The 21,854-nt window shown below is 57.3% G+C and carries 19 protein-coding genes and 5 tRNA genes; 20 read left to right on the forward strand and 4 right to left on the reverse strand.

The genetic code is table 11. The features are described 5' to 3' along the window. Positions 1-6 precede the first annotated feature (6 nt). The 4 genes from alr (at position 7) to PM3016_RS03005 (ending at position 4,383) form a co-directional block, all read left to right on the forward strand. Positions 7-1,191 (forward strand): alanine racemase, encoded by a 1,185-nt coding sequence (gene alr, locus PM3016_RS02990; RefSeq protein ID WP_014368382.1) that lies wholly within the window; start codon positions 7-9, stop codon positions 1,189-1,191. A gap of 243 nt (positions 1,192-1,434) precedes the next feature. After that, positions 1,435-1,716, forward strand: coding sequence for a CopG family ribbon-helix-helix protein (locus PM3016_RS02995; RefSeq protein ID WP_041617724.1), 282 nt, complete (start codon positions 1,435-1,437; stop codon positions 1,714-1,716). A gap of 5 nt (positions 1,717-1,721) precedes the next feature. Beyond that, the gene (locus tag PM3016_RS03000; protein ID WP_014649298.1) at positions 1,722-2,072 is read left to right on the forward strand and encodes a type II toxin-antitoxin system PemK/MazF family toxin; all 351 of its coding nucleotides are present in this window, start codon (positions 1,722-1,724) and stop codon (positions 2,070-2,072) included. Between the two features lie 94 nt (positions 2,073-2,166). Then, positions 2,167-4,383, forward strand: a complete 2,217-nt coding sequence (locus PM3016_RS03005; protein ID WP_014368384.1) for a Tex family protein — start codon at positions 2,167-2,169, stop codon at positions 4,381-4,383. 169 nt (positions 4,384-4,552) lie between these two features. Here PM3016_RS03005 and cmpA read toward each other — a convergent pair whose 3' ends face one another. Continuing rightward, positions 4,553-4,705 (reverse strand): cortex morphogenetic protein CmpA, encoded by a 153-nt coding sequence (gene cmpA, locus PM3016_RS37810; protein ID WP_143768091.1) that lies wholly within the window; start codon positions 4,703-4,705, stop codon positions 4,553-4,555. 97 nt (positions 4,706-4,802) lie between these two features. Beyond that, positions 4,803-5,171 (reverse strand): hypothetical protein, encoded by a 369-nt coding sequence (locus PM3016_RS03010; RefSeq protein WP_013914414.1) that lies wholly within the window; start codon positions 5,169-5,171, stop codon positions 4,803-4,805. Between the two features lie 155 nt (positions 5,172-5,326). On the opposite strand from PM3016_RS03010, the gene PM3016_RS03015 reads away from it, so the two are divergent. The 10 genes from PM3016_RS03015 (at position 5,327) to PM3016_RS03065 (ending at position 11,171) form a co-directional block, all read left to right on the forward strand. Continuing rightward, positions 5,327-5,803, forward strand: coding sequence for a SprT family protein (locus PM3016_RS03015; protein WP_014368385.1), 477 nt, complete (start codon positions 5,327-5,329; stop codon positions 5,801-5,803). Positions 5,804-5,821: 18 nt separating this feature from the next. Then, a tRNA-Asn gene (locus PM3016_RS03020) sits at positions 5,822-5,897 on the forward strand. A 7-nt stretch (positions 5,898-5,904) separates the two neighbouring features. Next, positions 5,905-5,992, forward strand: a tRNA-Ser gene (locus PM3016_RS03025). 297 nt (positions 5,993-6,289) lie between these two features. Beyond that, a tRNA-Glu gene (locus tag PM3016_RS03030) sits at positions 6,290-6,361 on the forward strand. 9 nt (positions 6,362-6,370) lie between these two features. Then, positions 6,371-6,453 (forward strand) — tRNA-Leu (locus PM3016_RS03035). Between the two features lie 180 nt (positions 6,454-6,633). Then, positions 6,634-7,053 (forward strand): pyridoxamine 5'-phosphate oxidase family protein, encoded by a 420-nt coding sequence (locus tag PM3016_RS03040; RefSeq protein ID WP_013914416.1) that lies wholly within the window; start codon positions 6,634-6,636, stop codon positions 7,051-7,053. Positions 7,054-7,235: 182 nt separating this feature from the next. Then, positions 7,236-8,132, forward strand: a complete 897-nt coding sequence (locus tag PM3016_RS03045; protein WP_013914417.1) for a manganese catalase family protein — start codon at positions 7,236-7,238, stop codon at positions 8,130-8,132. 159 nt (positions 8,133-8,291) lie between these two features. Further along, positions 8,292-8,374: transfer RNA gene (locus PM3016_RS03050), tRNA-Leu, on the forward strand. Positions 8,375-8,967: 593 nt separating this feature from the next. Further along, positions 8,968-9,711, forward strand: a complete 744-nt coding sequence (locus tag PM3016_RS03060; protein ID WP_013914419.1) for a glycerophosphodiester phosphodiesterase — start codon at positions 8,968-8,970, stop codon at positions 9,709-9,711. A gap of 86 nt (positions 9,712-9,797) precedes the next feature. Beyond that, positions 9,798-11,171, forward strand: coding sequence for an S-layer homology domain-containing protein (locus PM3016_RS03065; RefSeq protein ID WP_014368387.1), 1,374 nt, complete (start codon positions 9,798-9,800; stop codon positions 11,169-11,171). 173 nt (positions 11,172-11,344) lie between these two features. On the opposite strand, the gene PM3016_RS03070 is transcribed toward PM3016_RS03065, so the two are convergent. Further along, positions 11,345-11,794 (reverse strand): DUF2621 domain-containing protein, encoded by a 450-nt coding sequence (locus PM3016_RS03070; RefSeq protein ID WP_014368388.1) that lies wholly within the window; start codon positions 11,792-11,794, stop codon positions 11,345-11,347. Between the two features lie 153 nt (positions 11,795-11,947). On the opposite strand from PM3016_RS03070, the gene PM3016_RS03075 reads away from it, so the two are divergent. The 6 genes from PM3016_RS03075 (at position 11,948) to ppnP (ending at position 20,271) form a co-directional block, all read left to right on the forward strand. Continuing rightward, positions 11,948-13,075, forward strand: coding sequence for a deoxyribonuclease IV (locus PM3016_RS03075; RefSeq protein ID WP_014368389.1), 1,128 nt, complete (start codon positions 11,948-11,950; stop codon positions 13,073-13,075). Between the two features lie 85 nt (positions 13,076-13,160). Beyond that, entirely contained in the window at positions 13,161-14,054 is an 894-nt protein-coding gene (gene purU / locus PM3016_RS03080) for a formyltetrahydrofolate deformylase (protein WP_014368390.1), read from the forward strand. A 506-nt stretch (positions 14,055-14,560) separates the two neighbouring features. Then, positions 14,561-17,056, forward strand: a complete 2,496-nt coding sequence (nirB, locus tag PM3016_RS03085) for a nitrite reductase large subunit NirB (RefSeq protein ID WP_014368391.1) — start codon at positions 14,561-14,563, stop codon at positions 17,054-17,056. A gap of 71 nt (positions 17,057-17,127) precedes the next feature. Then, positions 17,128-17,460 (forward strand): nitrite reductase small subunit NirD, encoded by a 333-nt coding sequence (gene nirD, locus PM3016_RS03090; RefSeq protein ID WP_013914427.1) that lies wholly within the window; start codon positions 17,128-17,130, stop codon positions 17,458-17,460. A gap of 439 nt (positions 17,461-17,899) precedes the next feature. Further along, a complete protein-coding gene (gene tkt, locus PM3016_RS03095) occupies positions 17,900-19,903 on the forward strand; it encodes a transketolase (protein ID WP_014368392.1) in 2,004 nt (667 codons plus the stop codon). A 50-nt stretch (positions 19,904-19,953) separates the two neighbouring features. Next, a complete protein-coding gene (gene ppnP, locus PM3016_RS03100; protein ID WP_013914429.1) occupies positions 19,954-20,271 on the forward strand; it encodes a pyrimidine/purine nucleoside phosphorylase in 318 nt (105 codons plus the stop codon). Positions 20,272-20,366: 95 nt separating this feature from the next. Here the strand turns inward: ppnP and PM3016_RS03105 are convergent, their stop codons facing one another. Beyond that, on the reverse strand, positions 20,367-21,644 hold the full coding sequence (locus tag PM3016_RS03105) for an NAD(P)-binding domain-containing protein (protein WP_013914430.1): 1,278 nt from the start codon (positions 21,642-21,644) through the stop codon (positions 20,367-20,369). Positions 21,645-21,854 lie beyond the last annotated feature (210 nt).

Here is a 21,854-nt window from a genome sequence, read left to right on the forward strand (position 1 = left end):
GGAGGAATGGATTCGTTTTACCGTCCTACGCGGGTGGAGATCTCGCTGGATGCTTTGCGCCATAACATCGGAGAGTTCCGCAGGGTGCTGCCGGAGCATGTGCGGATGATGGCGGTGGTCAAAGCCGACGCGTACGGACACGGTGCGGTGGAGGTGTGCCGGGAGGTGCTGCAGTGCGGTGTGGAATACATCGCGGTAGCATTCCTGGACGAAGGCCTGGAGCTTCGGAAGGCGGGCATTACCGCTCCGATTCTGGTGCTGGGCTACACGCCGCCGGAAGGGCTGGAGACAGCCTGGAACCATGATATCACGCTCAACCTGTACACGGATGAACTTCTGGATGCCTGGGAACGACTCGGACCGCGGGAGCGGCCGCTGCGCATTCACATCAAGGTCGACACAGGAATGAACCGGATCGGCGTAACCGGTGAAGAGCAGGCCGTCACGCTCATCGAGCGGGCGCTAGGCATTCCCGGACTGCAGGTGGAAGGGCTGTTCACCCACTATGCGTGCGCGGACGAAGAGGACAAAAGCTATACGCTGCAGCAGTACGCGCGTTTTCAGCAGGTGGTGGAACACTTCCGGAGCCGGGGAATCGAGTTCCCCTATGTGCACGCCGGCAACAGTGCAGCAGCGATTGATACGCCGGAGCTCACCTACAACATGGTGCGGCTCGGCATCTCCATGTACGGCCTCTATCCGTCGGATGAGGTCATGAAGGAGCGGGTCGACCTGCAGCCGGTCCTCAGTATCAAGACCGGTGTCGTCATGCTGAAGAAGGTGCCTGCAGGCGAGGGTATCAGCTATGGCGCAGTCTACCGGTCCCAGGAAGAGGAAACGATCGCGACGCTGCCCATCGGGTATGCGGACGGCTTCTCCCGGATGCTGACGGGCAAGGCGTATGCTTTGATCCGCGGCAGGCGCGTGCCGATCGTTGGGAGAATTTGCATGGACCAGTGTATGATGAACGTTACGCCCCTTGCCGATATTTCTAGTGAGGAAGAAGTCGTCATATTAGGAAGGCAGGGGAGCGAGACCATCTCGGCGGAAGAGCATGCGCAGTGGCTGGGCACAGTCAATTACGAAGTCGTCTGTATGATCTCCCACCGGGTGCCCCGGATGTACATCCGCGGGGGGCAAGTGGTCTCGACCATCAATCCGCTGCTGCGGCATTTATGGGAGCGCAAATAAGGAGCATCCAGGTCAGGGTTTGACAGGCCGTGTCGAAAGGATTTCATTTCCATCGATTTTTTTCGGAGGGCTTGAGAGGATTTTCATGGTTTGCCGCGAATATGTAGGGAGACATGGTTTCAGGAGCCTCCCGGTATAACATATCCGCTATACTCTGTGCATATATTGCTTTTGTATATATTTACAGAACTTTTGCCATAATGGAAGTAGGGTGCTTGTATGTTTTTGGGGGTGCATGATCAGGTGGCCAATGTGCAGAACACGAAACGAATTATGATCAGTTTACCGGACCATTTGCTGCAGGAGGTGGACTATCTCGTGGAAAAGGAAAATTCCAATCGGAGCGAGTTCATCCGACAAGCGATGAAGCTTTATTTGACTGAGCGCAAGAAGCGGCATTTGCGTGAAACCATGCAGCGTGGATACATGGAAATGGCCAAGATCAACCTTCATATGGCCTCGGAAGCATTCCAAGCGGAGGAAGAGGCGGATACCACGCTTGACCGTCTGGTGAGCGGGGTGTGACTCGGTTGATTGTCAAACGTGGCGATGTCTTTTTCGCAGATCTGTCCCCCGTGGTGGGGTCCGAGCAGGGCGGTATCCGGCCCGTTCTGATCATTCAGAATGATATCGGTAACAGATTCAGTCCCACGGTCATCGTGGCGGCCATCACGGCCCAGATTCAGAAAGCCAAGCTGCCCACGCATGTGGAGATCGACGCGGAAGCGCACGGTTTTGACAGGGATTCCGTCATCCTTCTGGAGCAGATCCGCACCATAGACAAACAGCGTCTTACAGATAAGATTACCCATCTGGATGAAGAAACCATGCGCAAGGTCGATGACGCCCTTCAGATAAGTGTCGGACTGATTGAATTTTAAAAACAATGTGATGCCAGCCGGAGGCGGGGGTGCGTATGCCCCTGCTTTTTCGCTGTATACCGGGCTACGAGTTGAGAGGAGAAGAAGGCAGCCGATGACACAAGAGGGAACAGAGACTCCAGTACTGGAGATGACTGATGAGAAGAGAGCGGCCGTACGCGAGCGCATCCTGAAGCAGATTGCGGGGGAGCTGTCGCTGCCGGCAGGCAAGGTGAAGACGACCGTGGGCCTGCTGGAGGAAGGCAACACGATTCCGTTCATAGCGCGCTACCGCAAGGAGATGACCGGGGAGCTGGACGAGAACCAGCTGCGGGATATCGAGGAGCGCTTGACGTATCTGCGCAACCTGGAGGACCGCAAGCTCGAGGTGCTGCGCCTCATTCATGAGCAGGGGAAGCTGACGGACGAGCTGCAGCGTTCGATCGAAGCCTCGGTGAAGCTGCAGGAGGTCGAGGATCTCTACCGGCCGTACCGGCAGAAGCGCAAGACGCGGGCCAGCGTAGCGAAGGAGAAGGGCCTCGAGCCGTTCGCCCAGTGGATCTGGTCGCAGCCCCGGCAGGGCAATCTGATGGGGGAAGCAGGCCGGTATGTGAACGGTGAGAAGGGCGTGAATACACCGGAGGAAGCGCTGCAGGGCGCGATGGATATTCTGGCGGAGAGCATTGCCGACGATGCCAAAATCCGCGCTTGGGTCCGCCGCCATACGACGGAGCAGGGCGTGCTGCGGACCGAAGCGAAGGATGCGGAGGCCGAATCCGTATACGAGATGTACTACAGCTACCAGGAACCTGTACGGAAGCTGCCGCCCCACCGGATCCTGGCGATTAACCGCGGAGAGCGGGAAGAGATTCTGAAGGTGTCTCTGGATGTTCCGGTGGAGCGGATCCATGACTTTATGATCAAGCAGGTTGTGAAGGGGCCGTCGATTGTCAGGGATACGCTGGTGGCGATCGTTGAGGATGCCTACAAAAGGCTGATGACTTCGTCGATCGAGCGCGAGGTGCGTAACGAGATGACGGAAAAGGCGGAAGAGAAGGCGATCGAGGTGTTCGCCGAGAACCTGCGCAACCTGCTGCTTCAGCCGCCGGTTAAAGGCAAAGTGGTGCTGGGCGTTGACCCGGCCTACCGGACAGGCTGTAAGTTGGCTGTGGTGGACGACACGGGCAAGATGCTGGAGATTGCCGTCACGTATCCGACGCCGCCGAACAACAAGGTAGCCGAGGCGAAGGCGAAGTTCAAGGCGCTGATCGAGAAATACGGCGTGGAGCTCGTCGTGATCGGCAACGGCACGGCATCGCGGGAGACGGAACAGTTCGTGGCCGAGCTGATCGGGGAGCTGAAGGGGCTGCGCCTGCAGTATCTGATCGTGAACGAAGCGGGGGCGAGCGTGTACTCCGCGTCGAAGCTGGCGCAGACCGAATTCCCGGATCTTGACGTGGCTGAGCGCAGCGCGATCTCGATCGCCCGCCGGGTGCAGGACCCTCTGGCGGAGCTCGTCAAGATCGAGCCCAAGGCGATCGGCGTCGGACAGTATCAGCACGATGTGGCGCAGAAGCGGCTCGACGAGAGCTTGACGTTCGTCGTCGAATCGGCGGTCAACCATGTCGGCGTGGACGTTAATACGGCTTCGCCATCGCTGCTCTCGTACGTGTCGGGGATCAACAGCACACTGGCGAAGAACATCGTGAAGTACCGCGACGACAACGGCAAGTTCATCAGCCGCACCCAGCTGCAGAAGGTGCCGCGTCTTGGCGCAAAGGCTTACGAGCAGAGCGTAGGGTTCCTGCGGATTGCCGAAGGCAAGAATCCGCTGGATAATACGCCGATCCACCCGGAGTCCTACGACGTGGTGGACAAGCTGTTCCGCGAGCTGAAGCTCAGCGTGTCGGAGCTGGGCTCGCCCGAGCTCAAAGCGAAGCTGCAGCAGGCGGACGTGGAAGCATTGGCCGGGAAGCTCGGCGTAGGTGTGCCTACGCTGCGCGATATTCTGGACTCGCTGCTGCGTCCGGGACGTGATCCGCGGGAGGAGCTGCCTCCGCCGATGTTCCGTACGGATGTGCTTCAGCTGGAGGACCTGAAGCCGGGAATGGAGCTCAAGGGAACGGTGCGCAACGTGATCGACTTCGGTGCCTTCGTGGACATCGGCATCAAGAACGACGGGCTCGTTCATATCTCGCAGCTCAGCAATTCGTTCGTGAAGCATCCAATGGATGTGGTGTCGGTCGGAGACGTGGTGACCGTCTGGGTGCTGAACGTGGATACGAAGAAAGGCCGGGTCGGCCTCACGATGAAGAAGCCGGCGGACGCGTAACGTCTGCATTGCCCGGGGCATGGCGGCTTTGCATGATGACATGTGGCACACCGCCTCCAAGGCATCGATACATTGATGGATGAACAAAAATAGAGCATAGGCCGGAGGATGGGACCGTACACTGGACAGTGGGTCCCGGTGACCTCGGGCTTATGCTCTATTCGGGTGTTTAGGGGTTGACCGGGGAGGCCGGCTGGTCGCTTGGCTCCTCGTCGGATTTGCGGGTCCGGTAAAAAAACCAGCAGTCGTTCAGAAGCCGGATCTGCCGGCGGTTCTTGTTGTAGAATGCCCGCATAAGTTGGTTGCAAAGCCATTGTGGCAAGGCTCATCAGTCCCTTCGCTCTAGCTGCTCTGTACTACAGCTTATGGGCTCCGGGCTTCCGGGGTGCAGGTCCCACTGCGGGCGGAACGGAGAAGGCTTAGGCCAGCTCTTCTTCCTCTTCATACCACTGCTCCAGCTGGGCTTGGAGGGCGCGGATCTCGGTAAGGAGGGAGATCAGCGGGTACTGCTTCTCCTGCTCGAGGAGAGCGGCGAACGAGCGCTCGAGCGCATTGATATACTCGAGTCCGTGCTGCACCTCATATCCGGGGTGGACGATCTCGATACCGTCGAATTCGGCGATAAAGACAGGCAGGACCGGTGCTCCCGGAGCCGTCAATTTGTCGAGTTCCTTATGCAGCCGCTGGTTCAGTGCGCCGAGCTGATACATGTGCGTAGCGGGCATTTCAACAAATTCGAGTTGATCATTCAGCTTCAATAGGGCATACTTCATTTTGGACGTCGACATGGGGGTTAAAAGCTCCTCTCCGTACTTCGGAACAGGGGCGTATCGAACAAGCCGAGGCGCTGTTCCGCGATTCCTACTTGACAGTGTAGCCCAACCTGCGGTTACAATTCAAGTGAGAAACCTATAGAGAGATCAGAGCAAAGGATGGGAGAAGAATGGATGACCGGCAGCTGCAGCTGTGGGTGGAACAAATTTCGCTGTCGTCGTTTGGCATACCGTTTGAACATAAGGCGCGTTTCAACCGGAGGCTGAGATCCACGGGCGGACGCTATTTTATGCGCAGTCATGATATCGAGATTTCCTGGCTGCATTACGAACAATTCGGTATGGAAGATGTCGAGAAGATCATCAAGCACGAGCTCTGCCATTATCATCTTCATATCAAGGGCGGAGGGTATCAGCACAAGGATGCGGACTTCAAGTGGCTGCTCGAGAAGGTGGGCGGATCGCGTTACTGCCAATCCCTTCCCCAGGCATTTCAGCGCAAGGAGCCGTATAAGTACAAGCTCGCCTGCGTGAGCTGTCCGATGGAATATCTGCGCAAACGCAAGGTCGATCCCCGTAAATACGTGTGCGGTAAATGCAAGGGGAAATTGAAATTGCTGGCGCTTGACTTGAAACAGCATTCATGATAAATTAAAAAATGTCTTTCCCCGATAGCTCAGTTGGTAGAGCACTCGACTGTTAATCGAGTTGTCACAGGTTCGAGTCCTGTTCGGGGAGCCAACTTTTTGGAGAGATACCCAAGTGGCTCAAGGGGACCCTCTGCTAAGGGGTTAGACTGCGCAAGTGGTGCGAGGGTTCGAATCCCTCTCTCTCCGTACGATGAAGAACCGCCGAAGGGCGGTTTTTTCTATTTGTGGATGAAAAAAGCCGCATTCACCTGGGGGTGAAAAGGCGGCCTGGAGAGCGGGCAAACGTAGTCCCATTCCAAGCTAAAGAGCAGTAAAACGGCCGATAGAGCGACGGTTGCTGGAGTGGTATAGCTCCCTGGCAGAGTGGCTGAAGACACCTTGTCCGACAGCTTAATATTTTTTCAAAAAAACACTTGCCAAAGGACAAGCTCTTCGATATAATAACACTTGTCGCTTCGAAGGAATCGACAAAATGATTAATAAGGCCCGTTGGTCAAGGGGTTAAGACACCTCCCTTTCACGGAGGTAACAGGGGTTCGAATCCCCTACGGGTCAGTCTTATACGCGGTTGTGGTGGAATGGCAGACACGCTATCTTGAGGGGGTAGTGGGCGTACGCTCGTGGAGGTTCGAGTCCTCTCAACCGCATTCATGGAACAGAAAGAAGGACCTGAGGGTGAATCCCTCGGGTCTTTTTTTATTAGTATCGTGCAGTCCGGGCGTGCTCACTGCGCGCTGGGTGTTTGTTTGGGAACCGCTCCTTTCGGGTAATCTATCTAGCAGAGATGGGCAGGCAGAACCCTACATTTCCGAAGGGAGCGAAGAACGATGTTGAAAACCGAACAGCTGGAAGAACGGATTGTGAAGGTACTGGAGGACAATGATGTATGTTCGTTCGGAACGGTCTCAGGCAATCAGCCGCGGGTACGTTATATGGCGCTGCTGCATGAGGGGATGACGGTCTACCTGGCGACGAACAGCAAGACGGATAAGGTGGATGAACTGAAGGAAAACAATAACGTCTTCGTGCTCGTAGGGTATGACGGGCGCAAGTCCGACGAGATTCTGCAGATCGCCGCGAAAGCGGAAGTCTGCGAGGACCGGTCCCTGCGTGAGAAGCTCTGGAACGCCAAGTTCGAAGCCTGGTTCAAAGGGCCGCATGATCCCGAATATGTCATTCTGAAGGTTACTCCTACCCGGGTGGAATTCTACGAAGGTTCAACGGAGCCGCAGGTGTGGGAAAAATAAAAAACGGCCCATGGATGCCGGCCGGGTAGTTGAGCGCAGAGGAGACCACCTCTGTGCTTTTTTCTGTCAAATTTTGACCGTTTCCGCCGTTTCCAGCCAAGAAGATGGGGTTAATGAAGGGGGGAGGGGCTTGTCCCCCGCTGCTTAATTCATGTTCCGAAGAAGAAACGGAGGGAAATCCATTGTTCAAACGTATCGATCGAATTGCCGCCGATCTGCCGAAGGCCACGTATGCCGACCCCAACGCGGCTGCTGCCGTCCAGGAACTGCTCGGCGGGCGGTTTGGGGAGATGTCGACGCTGAATAACTACCTGTTCCAATCGTTTAACTTCAAGGGCAAAACGAAGCTGAGGCCGTTCTATGATCTTGTGGCGAGCATCACGGCGGAGGAGTTCGGTCACGTCGAGATGGTAACGAACGCGATCAACCTGTGTCTGGCGGGTTCGACTTCTCCGGCTGAGCCGGATATGTCACCGCTCCAGGATGCGAAGAACTTCCGCAATACCCAGCACTTTATTGCCGGGGCGCAGTCGGCGCTGCCTTACGATTCCATGGGCAAGGCGTGGAACGGGGAGTATGTGTTTAACAGCGGCAACCTGATTCTCGACCTGCTGCACAACTTCTTCCTGGAGTGCGGGGCGCGGACTCACAAGATGCGCGTCTATGAAATGAGCGACCATCCGGTTGCGCGGGAGATGGTCGGTTACTTGCTCGTACGCGGAGGGGTTCACGTTGTGGCGTATGCGAAGGCTCTGGAAGTCGCTACAGGGGTGGATGTGACGAAGCTGATCCCGATTCCGAACCTGAGCAACAAAGCCTTCGAGACCACTCGCAAATACGAAGCGGCCGGTCTGCACACGAAGCTCTTCACCTTCAGTGACGAGGATTATAAAGGCATCCGCGACATCTGGAAGGGGCCGCACCCGGAAGATGGGCAGCCGCTCGTAGTCATCGACGGTGCCCCGGAAGGTGCGCCGGTGCCTGAGTTTGACGAGACGCCGGAAGAGTTCGCTCCGGGCATCGGACCGGAAGAATTCATGCAGATTGCCCAGCGTCTGCAGCGTTCGGCCGGGTTGTAATCCGGCATCGCAGCCAAAGGGATGCCGGTTCATATAAAGGAGCCCCATCGGGAAAGAATGCGTACACTCTTTCCTGATGGGGCTTTTGCCGCTGCGAGCGGACTTGGCATCCGCGCTTTACTCCCGGACACCAAAACATTATAATGAAGAGCATCACCTGCGGTTGTGGTGGAATGGCAGACACGCTATCTTGAGGGGGTAGTGGGCTTACGCCCGTGGAGGTTCGAGTCCTCTCAACCGCATCGTATCATTAGAAGAAGCAAGAGAAGTCGAGGGGCTTATTTCGGCCCGGGAGGCTTCTCTTTTTTGATTTACACGGCGGCCAGGCTAAAGACGCATCAATGCCTGGCGTTCAGCCTGCGGTTTGCATTGGCGGCAGACTCCCACTACATTACCGGGGCCTGCATAGAACGTGAGTTCCTTGGAGGGCACCTTGCGGCGGCAGTACGAACAGCTCTGCCGGCCGGGAGACTTGGCATTCCGCTGGCCGAATCGGGGATTGGTGTTTTTGCGCCGTCTATGCAGCGCAAAGAGTACGGCTGCCAAGAGCACTAAACCTAGGATCACCGCGGCCAAAGCCGGGGAAGAGAACATGCCGGACATACGGGGGTCACCTCAACTCTTTATGGACTGCACGAAACATATCGCCATTGAAGTTCGACACGGCGGACGGGGTTTCCTTTTTCTCTCGCATGCAAGGGATATTGTGAACGCCCAAGATTGGCTTTACAGGATCTTAAACTAGCCTTAACACACGGTGGTTGCAAGCGGGCGCCGCAGCGGCTCATAATAGGCTCATTGTCATACTATACGGCAGGACAGAGGAGGAAGGAATATGAACGTGGTTCAGAACAGACCGCTCGTGATCGGTCATCGGGGGGCGGCCGGCGAAGCTCCGGAGAACACGCTGGCATCCTTTGCGCTGGCGGTGAAGCAGGGGGCGGACGGGGTGGAGCTCGATGTTCACCTGTCTGCGGATGGGGAGCTGATCGTATGTCACGACCCTACCGTGAACCGGACGACGGATGGGGCCGGGGTCATCGCCGATCAGACGGTTGAACAGCTGCGAAGGCTGGATGCAGGCCGCTGGTTCGACGAGAAGTACGCCGGGGAGCATGTGCCGACGCTGGAGGAAGTGTTCCGCCTTATCCCTCCTGAGGTGATGATCAATGTCGAGATCAAGTGCCCTTACAGCGCCAGGCTGCAGATGAGGCTGTTCGAGCTGCTGAAGCTCTACGATCGTTTGGAAGGAACGGTGGTTTCCTCCTTTAATCATAAAATCCTCCACAGCCTCCAGGCAGCCGAACCGGCACTGAAGGTAGGCCTGCTCTATGATGCGAATCTGGTCGATCACCGGCGGATGGCGGAGCTCTCGGGCATGAACGTCTACTCTCTTCATCCGTACCACCTGCTGATCGATCCGGAGGATGCGGCCGATGCCACGGCACATGGGCTGCAGGTATATCCTTTTACGGTGAACGATGAGGGACAGATGCACAGGGCGGTGAAAGCCGGTATGTCCGGGATTATCACCGATTATCCGGCCCGCCTGCGGTCGCTGCTGGAAAGATTGACTTAGAAAGGCAGAAGAAACAGCTCTTCGGGGCATAAAGAAAACCTCCGCTTTTTCCGATAAAGAGGGAAGAGATGGGAGGTTCCAGACCTATGTTCAAAATTCGTTCGCTGGCAGCGCGCACCCTGCCTCTGGTGCTGGCCGTGCCGCTGCTGTTTCCCTTCGGAGCGGCTCCCCTGTCCGCTGCGGTTCCGTTCCCGGATGTGAATCCGAACCGTCACGCCTGGGCGCTCAGTTCCATCGAAGTGATGTCGGAGAAAGGGATTGTAACAGGGTATCCGGACGGACGCTTTCTGCCGGACCAGAGCATTTCGAAGGCCGAATGGACGGTCATGGTCTACCGGTTGTTCGATAAATACCGCCCGAACCTGTATGCGTACGGCCCGGACAAAGTCACTGCATACGCGGATGTTCCTCCGCTTCATTGGGCTTACCGGCCGATCCTTGATATGTACGACGCTTCCTTCTACATCGGGGGCTTCGGTGAAGATCTCCACGGCGAGCTGGCGTTCCGCCCCGAGATGCGGCTGAACCGCCTGCAGCTGGCCCAGATTCTCGGAAGCTTGTTCCATGACCGTCTGATGAATCTGCAGATGTCCCAGAACGACGCCTGCTCTCTTGTGGCTTCCCTGAAGGATGTGCCGTCCAAATTTCTGCCGGACACGGATGCCTATGCCGAAGCTCAGGCAGACGGCCGCTACAAGGAAAGCGGGTTTATGGATTCCGAGAAAGCAGGGTCGGTTTATCCTACGTTGTTCCTCGGAACCGGAACGGGCAACTGCGTCTACGGCGACGACGATCTGTCGAATACGCAGGCGACGGCCCTGGCGAGCCTGCAGGCTTCGGGCATCATGTCCGCCGATGAGGCGGGGTATTTCCGTCCCCTCGATGCGGTCAGCCGGGCGGAAGCCGTGACGATTCTCGACCGGATCTATCTGTATCTCCGGGGCCTTGGTTACAGTGCGGACTATTCTTCGATCGAGCTTGAGGCGCCATCGGAGCGGGACGGGAGTACGGGAAGCGGCAGTTCAGGCGGTACAGGCAGTACCAGCGGGAGCGGCACGACCGTTCCTCCGGCAAGCGGAGGAGGCACCGGCGGGAGCCCTTCGGCAGGGAACGGAGCGTCCGTGCCTCCGGCCGTAATCGGGGCGGATGGTACCGGGTCGATCTCGCGCAATGTGCTGCGCAAGGGTGAGATCGAGACGACGGTACGGCCGAACGGGCGTGCGTACCTTCAGTTTGATCTCGAATCCGACTGGAAGGTCGACCTTTATGTCATCGTCGACGGTCAGATCGGGTTCGTTCGCCAGGAAGACCTGCCGATGACCATTCCGGTGGACGGTGTAACTTCCGTGGTATTCCGCACACAGCAGCGGGAGAAGCCGGCGGGAGCCGTCGATAATGTGGCGACCCTTACAACGAAGTTTCTGGATGAGATGCCGGCCAAGGGCAAGAAGAAATCCTAAGCCTGCGTCTCACCCGAAGGGCTGCTTCTCTGGAGGATAACGGCACAAAGAAAGGCTTCCGCTCTCCGATGGAGAGGGAAGCCTTTCTTTGTATGGCGGCCGTGCCGTCAGGGCTGTACGGGTTGCAAGGCAACTTCGTAACCAGGGCGCACTTGATTCCCTGAGGCATCTTTCTATTGCAGCAGATGCTTGTACGGGGCGTAGTCGATCTGCTTTTTGTCCAGGTAAGAGGTCAGGCTCTTATAGTCGCGGCGCGGCGTGGCCAGAATATAACCGCGGATGCAGTGGTCCCGGGTGACGGCCGAAGCGTTGTCGGCCAGTGCCACCTCACCGATCTTGGCTGCGATCGTATGGCGTGCGATATCCCGGAACGGGGAGGGCACCGGTTCGACGAGCATTTCGAGGAACTGCTTCGATTCGTCGGTCCACAAGTGGCGGGAGGCTTCGACATAATGGTTCTGCCAGTCGAGCTTCGACTTGCCGTCTTCTTTGGGCAGGACCTTGATGAACTTGCGGAACATGAAGTAGCCGCCGATGGACATGAAGGCAATCAGCACGAAGACCCAGAACATGATAAAATACATAAACCCGTCAGGGGCGGCTTGTGTGGTCAGATAGTTCATGGAATGGATTCACCTCATCCACCATTATACCTCACGGGCCCGGCCGGGAAAACATGGAGAAGGGCGCGGATTTGTGTCCTTTTATAGATTTATTGGTTCATTCCCTGTAAAATAGACGGGAGTGAGGCAAAAGAAGGAGTGATTTCGAAAGCTATGGTGAGAATCGGATCGCACGTCTCGTTTTCAGATAAAGGTCTGCTCAATGCCGCCAAAGAAGCCGCTTCTTACGGGTCCGGCACGTTCATGATTTATACGGGTGCTCCCCAGAACACGCGCCGCAAGCCGATTGAGAATCAGTTCATAGAAGAGGGCAGGGCGGTTATGGAGGAGAACGGGATCGGTGAGATTATCGTTCACGCTCCGTATATCATTAACCTTGCTTCCTATAAGGAAGATACGTTCGAGCTCGCGGTCCGCTTCCTGCAGGAGGAGATGCGCCGTACGGAGTACATCGGTGTGAAGCAGATTGTGCTGCATCCGGGTGCCTACACGGACAAGGATGCCGAGTATGGGATCGGGCGTATTGCCGAGGGGCTGAATGAAGTGCTTGAGGGCGTCAAGGATACCGGTGTCCACATTGCGCTGGAGACCATGGCGGGCAAAGGCACCGAGATCGGCCGCAGCTTCGAGGAGCTGGCCTCCATTATGGAGAAGGTCGAGAAAAACGACCGCCTGACCGTATGCCTGGATACGTGCCACGTCCACGATGCCGGGTATGATATTGTGGACAATCTGGATGGCGTAGTGGAGGAGTTCGACCGGATCATCGGGCTGGACAAGCTGGCTGTTATCCACCTTAATGACAGCAAGAATCCACGCGGCGCAGGCAAGGACCGTCATGCTCCCGTGGGAGCCGGCTGGATCGGTTTCGAAGCGATGCACCGCTTAGTGCATCACGAGAAGCTGAAGCATCTGCCGTTCATTCTCGAGACGCCGTGGATCGGCAAAGAAGACGGCACCGAGCGCCCGATGTACGAAGCGGAGATCGCTCTGCTAGGCGGTACGGTAAAGGACCGGTTCGGTGCGGATTTCCTCGCCGACGTCGAGATTCTCAGTCATTTCTTCAAAAAGCAGGAGCTTGATCCGCGCAGCTTCGTGCTTCAGACCTGGGAGCTGCTTAAGACCGACGCCAAAGCGAAGAAGGCTGACGGCCGTGAGCCGATGGAGCGCCTCTATGACCTGATCATGGCGGACAACCTGTTCCCTCAGCTCAAGGAAGAAGAAGTCAACCACAGGCTTACCGCGTGGTTTGCCGGCGATCACGTATTCGCCGCAGTATAATTTCATGGCAGTCCCGGACGGCGTCAGACCTTAGGGGTTTGACATAAGGGGCTGCCCTAAGGCAAAGGAGTAGAAGACAAGTTCCATGGTTCCCAAAATGACTTCCCAAAACAAACGCAGCGACCGCGCCAACCGTGCGCGGATGCTGGTATCCTGCCCGGACCGCCCGGGGATCGTCGCGGCGGTTTCCCGCTTCCTCTGCGAGCACGGTGCCAATATCGTGCAGTCCGACCAATACACGATGGATCCGGAAGGCGGGCTGTTCTTCATCCGGATCGAATTCGATCTCGAGAACCTCAACGAGCGCCGCGAAGGCCTGAAGGCTGATTTCGCCAAGGTAGCGGACGAGTTCCAGATGACCTGGAGCATTACACGTGCCAGCCGCCGCAAGCGTCTTGCGATTTTCGTGTCCAAAGAAGATCACGCTCTGCTGGAGCTTCTCTGGCACTGGCAGTCCGGTGATCTCGATGCCGACATTGCCATGGTCATCTCGAACCATGACGATATGCGCGGGCTGGTGGAGCCGCTCGGGATTCCGTACTACCATATTCCCGTCACCGCCGAGACGAAGGCGGAAGCCGAGAAGCGCCAGCTGGAGCTGGTAGACGGCCAAGTGGATGCAGTGGTTTTGGCGCGGTATATGCAGATCATTTCGCCAAAATTTATCGAGCACTTCCCGAACCGGATCATCAATATCCACCACTCCTTTCTTCCGGCTTTCGTCGGGGGCAAGCCTTATGCGCAGGCCTACAACCGCGGCGTGAAGATTATCGGTGCCACCGCCCACTATGTGACGGAAGAACTTGACGGCGGTCCGATCATTGAGCAGGACGTTCAGCGGGTCAGCCACCGGGACAATGTCGAGGATCTGAAGCGGATCGGCCGCCACATTGAGCGGACCGTGCTGGCCCGTGCCGTGAATTGGCATGTGGAAGACCGAGTGATTGTGCATGGCAACAAGACGGTCGTTTTCAGTTAACACGATCGCATGATAGTGAAGACAGGCCGGAAACCGGTGCTTTCCCGTATAGGGAGGCGCCGGTTTTTTAATATCAGAAGTTTCGGGAAGGTGAAGCTTTCTTATTTCACAAGGAAAACTTCCTATAAACCACGGATACACATCTTCGAAACGACCCCTGATCAGGGGTTTTTCTTATTTAGGCGAGATCTCAACGGTGAGATAACCTAACATGCAAAAGGTTGTGAAAGCGTTATCCATAAAATGATATACGCTTTCAACTAATAAATACGAATATTTCTAACATGAATTCACTATATTATTCGCATTTGTATGCTGATACAATAAAAATGTTAACAAATATCACACTTGGGTATTGTAATTTACGGATTTTTCTTGTATATTTATCACAAGACAAATATATGTTAAGTTATATAACACATAATGATGTATATGGTTCCTTGTTGGCAGAGGTTGAATATAAGTGACATAAAGATAACAAACATCACTGTGAGGAGTGGAGAGAGATGAAACGGAAACTGGTGCTGGTTGGGAACGGGATGGCAGGCGTGTGGTGTGTGGAACATATGTTGAAGCTGGCTCCGCAGCGTTTTGAAGTGACGATCTTCGGCAGCGAGCCGCATCCGAACTATAACCGGATTCTCTTGTCGTCGGTGCTTGCGGGCGACTCCAGTATGAAGGACATCGTGCTGAACGACTGGGACTGGTACCGCGATAACGGCATCACTCTCCATGCGGGACACACGGTGACCAAGATTGACAAGGCGAAGCGCACGGTCACCTCCGACAAGGGGGTAACGGTTCCTTACGACGAGCTGATTCTGGCGACAGGCTCCCGGGCCTTCATTCTTCCGGTGCCGGGTGCGGATAAGGAAGGCGTCATCGCGTTCCGCGATATCAAAGACTGCGAGACCATGATGGAATCGGCTAAGAAATATAAGAAGGCCGTGGTCATCGGCGGAGGGCTTCTCGGGCTGGAGGCGGCCCGGGGGCTGCTGAATTTGAACATGGAGGTCTCGGTCGTACACATCCATGATTATGTAATGGAGCGCCAGCTCGACCAGACGGCCTCTTCCATGCTTCGCACGGAACTCGAAGCCCAGGGGATGAAATTCCTGCTGCAGAAGCACACGGAGCAGATTCTCGGGAGAGACCGGGTGACCGGCGTCAAATTCAAAGACGGCAGCGTGGTGGAAGCGGACCTGGTTGTGATGGCGGTGGGGATCCGTCCGAACGTGGCTATTGCAAAGGATCACGGCATTGAGGTCAACCGGGGGATTGTGGTGAACGACTTCCTGGAGACGAATGTGCCGAACATCTACGCCGTGGGAGAATGCGCCGAGCACCGGGGCGTGGCTTACGGTCTGGTCGCTCCGCTCTATGAGCAGGGGGATGTGCTGGCGAAGCGGCTGTGCGGCCTGGAAGTCTCAGGCTACGAGGGCTCCGTTACTTCCACGAAGCTCAAGGTGTCGGGTGTGGACGTCTTCTCCGCGGGACAGTACAGAGAAGCGCCCGGGACTCGCGCGATTAAGGTGGTTGATGAGTTCGACGGCATCTACAAAAAGGTGCTGATCCGCGACGGCAAGGTGGTCGGAGCGGTGATGTTCGGGGATACCAGCGACAGCACTCGTATATTCAAGCTGATCCGTACCGGGGAAGATGTCAGCGGCCGCGAGAAAGAAGTGGTGCTCGGCGAAGGGTTCGGCGGCGCCGGAGGGAAGAGTGCGGGCTCGGGCGTGGCAGCGATGGCGGATGATGAGATCATCTGCGGCTGTAACGGAGTGTCCAAAGGGGCCATTGTCAAAGCCATCAACGAGCAGGGGCTCACGTCGGTAGACGCGATCAAAGCCTGCACGGGCGCATCGCGTTCCTGCGGCGGCTGCAAGCCGCTGGTCGGCGAGGTGCTGCAGTGCACGCTCGGTGCCGATGGGGTAACAGCCGCCAAAGAGGGTATCTGCGGCTGCACGACCCTCGGCCGTGATGAAGTTGTGGAAGCGATCCGCTCCATGCATCTGACCACCAGCAAAGAAGTCATGAACGTGCTGGGTTGGGAGAACACGGAAGGGTGCTCGAAGTGCCGCCCTGCGCTCAACTATTATCTTGGAATGGTTTGGCCGGTGGAGCACGAGGAAGAGCGGGAATCGCGTTTTGTGAACGAACGCAACCATGCGAACATCCAGAAGGACGGTACGTATTCCGTCATCCCGCGGATCTATGGCGGCGTGACCTCTCCTCAAGAGCTCAAACGGATAGCTGAGGTGGCGGAGAAGTACGAGGTGCCGCTCGTGAAGTTCACCGGAGGACAGCGGCTTGACCTGCTCGGGGTGAAGAAAGAGGACCTGCCGAAGGTGTGGGAGGATCTCGATATGCCGTCGGGCTATGGTTACGGTAAAGCGCTGCGTACGGTAAAGACCTGCGTTGGAAACACGTTCTGCCGATTCGGCACCCAGGATGCTATGGGAATGGGGATTGCTATCGAGCGCCGCTTCGAGCGCCTGAATACGCCGGCCAAGGTGAAGATCGCCGTATCGGGCTGCCCGCGGAACTGCGCTGAAGCGACAATCAAGGACTTTGGGATCGTGGCGATCGACGGCGGCTGGGAGCTGCATGTCGGCGGCAACGGCGGCGTGAAGGTTCGTGCTACCGATCTGCTCTGCAAGGTGAAGACGGAAGAAGAAGTCATGGAGTATGCGGCCGCTTATCTGCAGTTCTACCGGGAGACCGGCAAATGGAACGAGCGGACAAGTGAGTGGCTGCCGCGGGTCGGGCTCGAAACCGTTCGTGCCGCGCTGGACACGCCGGAGAAGCGTCAGGCCCTGGTGGCCCGGATCGACGAGGCGCTGCAGGTGATGACCGACCCTTGGAAGGAGATTATCGAGACGCCTTCGCTGCGCGCCACCTTCGAAGAACTGCCCGGATCGCTGGCTGTGGACGCATCGGCCGCTGCCGAAGCGGCTGCCGGACTGGAATCAGAAGCTGCAGCTGCAGTAGAGAGACCCTAAGCTGTCTTCCCCGCGGGACTACCGTCCCGCGGCGGATCCCTCAGGATACTATTTTATTAGGAGGTCGCGCCATGAAACGCATTTTGGTTGGGAAGGTATCGGATATCCCTACGCTCCGTTCGCGGACGGTCCGCGTAGGGGGGACGGAGGTGGCGGTCTTCAAGCTCTCCTCAGGAGCCTTGTATGCGGTGGAGAACAGCTGTCCGCACAAGAACGGGAAGCTGTCGGAAGGGATTGTCTGCGACCATCATGTGTTCTGTCCCCTTCATGATTGGAAAATCAATGTGAAGGACGGCCTCGTTCAAGCGCCGGACGAGGGCTGTGTGAAGACGTTCCAGGTGGAAACCGATGAGACGGACAGCATCTACCTTCTCGTAGAAGAAACAGGCGGTCTGACAGCCTGATGATTGTCCTCAGCCAAGACCATGCACAAGGCGGTAAGGGTGGGCAGGCCATGGCCACCTCCGCCTCTTTTTGCTGGACAGCACCGGATAAAGCGGCTGGCAGGAATGCACAATAGGAGATGGCCTGGAGCCGGCTGTCCTCTGTAAGGGGGAGCCCGGCGAGGAGCTGGCGCGAGAGGCAGCCTCTTGAACCTTTTTTTGCAGAAGGGCTTGCTATATGCGGTTGAACGTCCGGATTCGCGCCGCACGTCGGGATATGGCAAACTGCGTCGGACAATGGTACAATAAGGGAAGAATGAAGTGTTTATAAGGTGATGTGCACACGTTAACAAGGGGGAGTCGGGAGCGATAACGGCCCGGACACCTCCGACTCGATGCTGCACACCTTTTACGCCTTTAGCACATTGCTGTCAAAAAGAAACAGAGTGGAGGACTACTAATGACGGTCACAAACAAATCGATTGAGCAGCTTTCCATCGACACCATCCGTACTTTGTCGATCGACGCGATCGAGAAAGCAAAGTCCGGCCATCCCGGCATGCCTATGGGCGCCGCACCTATGGGGTACGAGCTGTTCGCCAAGGTCATGAAGCACAACCCGCAGGACCCGAACTGGATCAACCGCGACCGCTTCGTGCTCTCCGCCGGCCACGGCTCCATGCTGCTGTACTCCCTGCTGCACCTCTCCGGTTATGATCTGCCGATGGAAGAGCTGAAGAACTTCCGCCAATGGGGCAGCAAGACGCCGGGCCATCCGGAAGTGGGCCACACGGCAGGCGTAGACGCTACGACCGGACCGCTCGGCCAAGGCTTCGGTATGGCCGTGGGCATGGCGATCGCCGAGGCGCATCTCGGCGCGGTGTACAACAAGGAAGGTTACCGCATCGTAGACCACTATACATATGCGATCTGCGGCGACGGAGACCTGATGGAAGGCATCTCCTCCGAATCCGCTTCGCTTGCAGGCCACCTCAAGCTCGGCAAGCTGATCGTCCTGTACGATTCCAACGATATCTCCCTCGACGGCGAACTGAACCTCTCGTTCTCCGAGAACGTGGCTCAGCGCTTTGAAGGGTACGGCTGGCAGGTGCTCCGCGTAGAGGACGGCAACGATCTGGAAGCCATCCACAAAGCGGTGCTGGAAGCGCAGGCCGACTACCGTCCGACCCTGATCGAGGTCAAGACTGTGATCGGTTACGGTTCCCCGAACAAAGCGGGCAAGGGCGGGCACGTGGGTCCACACGGTTCCCCGCTTGGCGTAGACGAAGTGGCCCTGACGAAGGACGCTTACGGCTGGGACCGCGAGCAGCATTTCTATGTACCGGATGCCGTCCGCACCCACTTTGAGGAAATCAAGAACAAGAACGTGGGAGTCTACGACGCTTGGAAAGCTTCTTTCGCCGAGTATGCGAAGGCGTTCCCTGAGCTGGCCCAGCAGTTCGAAATGGCCCTCAGCGGCGAGCTTCCTGAAGGCTGGGAGTCCAAGGTTTCCATGGACGCTCCTGCAGAGAAAGGCACACGTACCGCTTCCGGTATCGTGCTCAATGAGATCGCGAATGCCGTGCCTCAGCTCATCGGCGGCTCCGCTGACCTCGAGTCCTCCACGATGACGCACATGAAGGGGCTCGGACAGCTGACGCCTAAGGATTACAGCGGACGCAACGTCTACTTCGGCGTGCGTGAGTTCGGTATGGGCGCGGCAGTGAACGGTATGCTGCTTCACGGCGGCCTGAAGGTATTCTGCGGCACCTTCTTCGTCTTCTCGGACTACCTGCGTCCGGCTATCCGTCTGGCCTCCATTATGAACGTGCCGGCGATCTATGTCTTCACGCATGACTCCATCGGTGTCGGCGAAGACGGACCGACGCACGAGCCGATCGAGCAGCTTGCGGCGCTCCGCGTCATTCCGGGTCTGACGATCATCCGTCCGGCGGACGGCAGCGAAACGGCGGCAGCCTGGAAGTATGCCGTACAGAACAAGGTGGGTCCGGTTGCCCTGATCTTCTCCCGTCAAGCGGCTGCGAAGCTGGAAGGCTCGGAGAAGGGTGCCGTCGACCGTGGTGCGTACGTGCTTTCGGATGCGCCGGGCGGCAAGCCTCAAGCGCAGCTCATCGCGACAGGTACGGAAGTGCAGCTCGCGGTTGCGGCGCAGAAGGCGCTGGCTGAAGAAGGCGTGAATGTCCGCGTCATCTCCATGCCAAGCTGGGAGCTGTTCGACAAGCAGACGCAGGAGTACAAGGACTCCGTCATTCTGCCTGACGTCAAAGCGCGCCTCGCGATCGAGATGGGCCATTCCTTCGGCTGGGAACGCTATGTCGGCGATGCCGGCGGCGTGCTCGGGATCAACAAGTTCGGCGCCTCGGCACCGGGCCCTGTGGTCATCAAGGAGTACGGCTTTACAGTTGAGAACGTGGTTGCCCGCGTGAAGCAGCTCTTGAAGTAATTGCAGCATCAGGTTTGAGAGACTTTCATCAGAGGAGCGGTTGTTTCCCCATGTCCCAGTTCGAGAATGTAACGGTAGTAAAACAAGCGAATGTCTACTTCGACGGCAAGGTGACCAGCCGTACGGTGCTGTTTGCCGACGGCACGAAGAAGACGCTCGGCATCATGATGCCGGGGGAGTATGAGTTCGGCACGGATGTGAAGGAAATCATGGAAATCCTGGCAGGGGACCTCAGCGTCCTGCTGCCCGGCTCCAGCGAATGGCTGCAGATCAGCGGCAAGGGCGAGTTCACGGTTCCGGCCGGGGAGAAGTTCAAGCTGGAGGTCCGTACGGTAACGGACTACTGCTGCTCTTACATCAGCGAGTAATACAACAAAAACGGCTGCAGATCCAAAAAGTGGACCCTGCAGCCGTTTCTTTATACGTCGAGTCAATGTATACGGATATGCGTAACCCGGTCCTTCTATCCCTTGGCCGGGGCGGAAGCTTCCGACTTGCTTCGGACATAGGCTTCCAGCTTGAGACGGACATAAGGAGGCAGGCCGGAGAGCATGCAGCCGTACTTGTAGTGATCGCCTTCCGCATGAATGCGGATGATGCGGCCGGTGAGCGGCGGCAGGTCCGCCTCCTGCGGGAAGTGGATGACGACAAACATATCCTGGGCAAGCGGGGAAGCCGAAGTAATGAGCAGGCCGCTTTCCGAAAGGTCGACCAATGTCCCGTCGATCAGCTGGCCGGAGAAGGAGCCTTCCTGCTGCCACTGGTACACCGAGAGATGCAGCTTGATATGAAGCTGTACGCGGGTGCTGCGGCGTCTCTCTTCAGCTGCGGGCTTCGCGGCAGGGGTCTCGGTCCGGACGCCGACCTGCAGGCCCATCCAGTCCTCGTAGCACTGGATGACGGAGGAGAGATCCTCCTCGCTGAGCCCCTTGGCCCGTCCCATCTGGAAAATGCCCGTAGCCGCACGCAGCATCGGGGACGGCAGCTGGAAGCCATTCGCGACATCGCCGGCCAGCAGCAGGTCCTTCAGCATCAGGCCGAGGGAGAACTGGTTGCTGAAGTCTCGGTTTACGACCTTCTGGCCCTTCAGCTCGGCCTGCTTGGAGTTTGCGCTTCCCGCGAGCACGATGCTCAGGAACCGCTCGGGATCGAGTCCGGCCTTGGTGACCAGCGACAGTCCCTCCATCAGCCCGAGCGCATTAATGCCGACCATCGTGTTGTGGGCGAGCTTGGCGTGGGAGCCGGAGCCGGAAGGACCCATATACACGATGCGTGTGCCCAGCGCCTCGAAGACATCGCGGTGCGTCTCCAGGGCTTCCTCTTCCCCGCCGATCATGAACACCAGCGTGCCGTTTTCCGCTCCCGGCTTGCTGCCGGTGACCGGGGCATCGAGGAAGTCGACCGCATGGGCGGCCAGCTCGCCGTGAATCCGCCTGCTGGTCTCGGGAGAGACCGTGGAGCAGTCGATGACCGTCTGTCCGGGACGGAGGGCCGTGATGATCCCCTCAGCCCCCAGGATGTGCTCAAGGACGACATCGTCCGTGCTCAGCATCGTGATGACCACATCGGCATCCTTCGCAGCCTGTGCGGGGGTGGATACGGTGCGCGCACCGAGCTCGAGGAGGTTGTCCGCTTTGGATGGCGTGCGGTTGTAAGCGACGACTTCAAAGCCCTTTTTCAGCAGATTGACCGCCATAGGGTTGCCCATGGTGCCAAGGCCAATAAAACCGATCGTTTTCATGATTCCACCTGTCTTTCGTTAGGATCGTCTTCCGTAGCCGAACGCCGGCCGGATCAGAGGAGGCTGGTCCGGGCGTCTTGGTACCATTGTAGCATTTCGCCGGGCAGCGTGTGAATTCTCTTGCGTAAAGGATGGAAAATCAAGTATTCTAACGTTATAGATACATAAATGAGACGCATCCGGATTATTCGGAAATAGGAGGACTAGAAC

It is taken from the genome of Paenibacillus mucilaginosus 3016 (assembly GCF_000250655.1).
Taxonomy (GTDB): Bacteria; Bacillota; Bacilli; order Paenibacillales; family NBRC-103111; genus Paenibacillus_G; species Paenibacillus_G mucilaginosus.

What these genes read in the sequence shown, in the direction of transcription:
- alr (WP_014368382.1), top strand. Translation starts at nt 7, where the DNA reads ATGGATTCGTTTTACCGTCCTACGCGGGTGGAGATCTCGCTGGATGCT.
- PM3016_RS03005 (WP_014368384.1), top strand. Translation starts at nt 2,167, where the DNA reads ATGACACAAGAGGGAACAGAGACTCCAGTACTGGAGATGACTGATGAG.
- PM3016_RS03010 (WP_013914414.1), bottom strand. Translation starts at nt 5,171, where the DNA reads ATGTCGACGTCCAAAATGAAGTATGCCCTATTGAAGCTGAATGATCAA.
- PM3016_RS03015 (WP_014368385.1), top strand. Translation starts at nt 5,327, where the DNA reads ATGGATGACCGGCAGCTGCAGCTGTGGGTGGAACAAATTTCGCTGTCG.
- PM3016_RS03040 (WP_013914416.1), top strand. Translation starts at nt 6,634, where the DNA reads ATGTTGAAAACCGAACAGCTGGAAGAACGGATTGTGAAGGTACTGGAG.
- PM3016_RS03060 (WP_013914419.1), top strand. Translation starts at nt 8,968, where the DNA reads ATGAACGTGGTTCAGAACAGACCGCTCGTGATCGGTCATCGGGGGGCG.
- PM3016_RS03065 (WP_014368387.1), top strand. Translation starts at nt 9,798, where the DNA reads ATGTTCAAAATTCGTTCGCTGGCAGCGCGCACCCTGCCTCTGGTGCTG.
- PM3016_RS03070 (WP_014368388.1), bottom strand. Translation starts at nt 11,794, where the DNA reads ATGAACTATCTGACCACACAAGCCGCCCCTGACGGGTTTATGTATTTT.
- PM3016_RS03075 (WP_014368389.1), top strand. Translation starts at nt 11,948, where the DNA reads ATGGTGAGAATCGGATCGCACGTCTCGTTTTCAGATAAAGGTCTGCTC.
- purU (WP_014368390.1), top strand. Translation starts at nt 13,161, where the DNA reads ATGGTTCCCAAAATGACTTCCCAAAACAAACGCAGCGACCGCGCCAAC.
- nirB (WP_014368391.1), top strand. Translation starts at nt 14,561, where the DNA reads ATGAAACGGAAACTGGTGCTGGTTGGGAACGGGATGGCAGGCGTGTGG.
- nirD (WP_013914427.1), top strand. Translation starts at nt 17,128, where the DNA reads ATGAAACGCATTTTGGTTGGGAAGGTATCGGATATCCCTACGCTCCGT.
- tkt (WP_014368392.1), top strand. Translation starts at nt 17,900, where the DNA reads ATGACGGTCACAAACAAATCGATTGAGCAGCTTTCCATCGACACCATC.
- ppnP (WP_013914429.1), top strand. Translation starts at nt 19,954, where the DNA reads ATGTCCCAGTTCGAGAATGTAACGGTAGTAAAACAAGCGAATGTCTAC.
- PM3016_RS03105 (WP_013914430.1), bottom strand. Translation starts at nt 21,644, where the DNA reads ATGAAAACGATCGGTTTTATTGGCCTTGGCACCATGGGCAACCCTATG.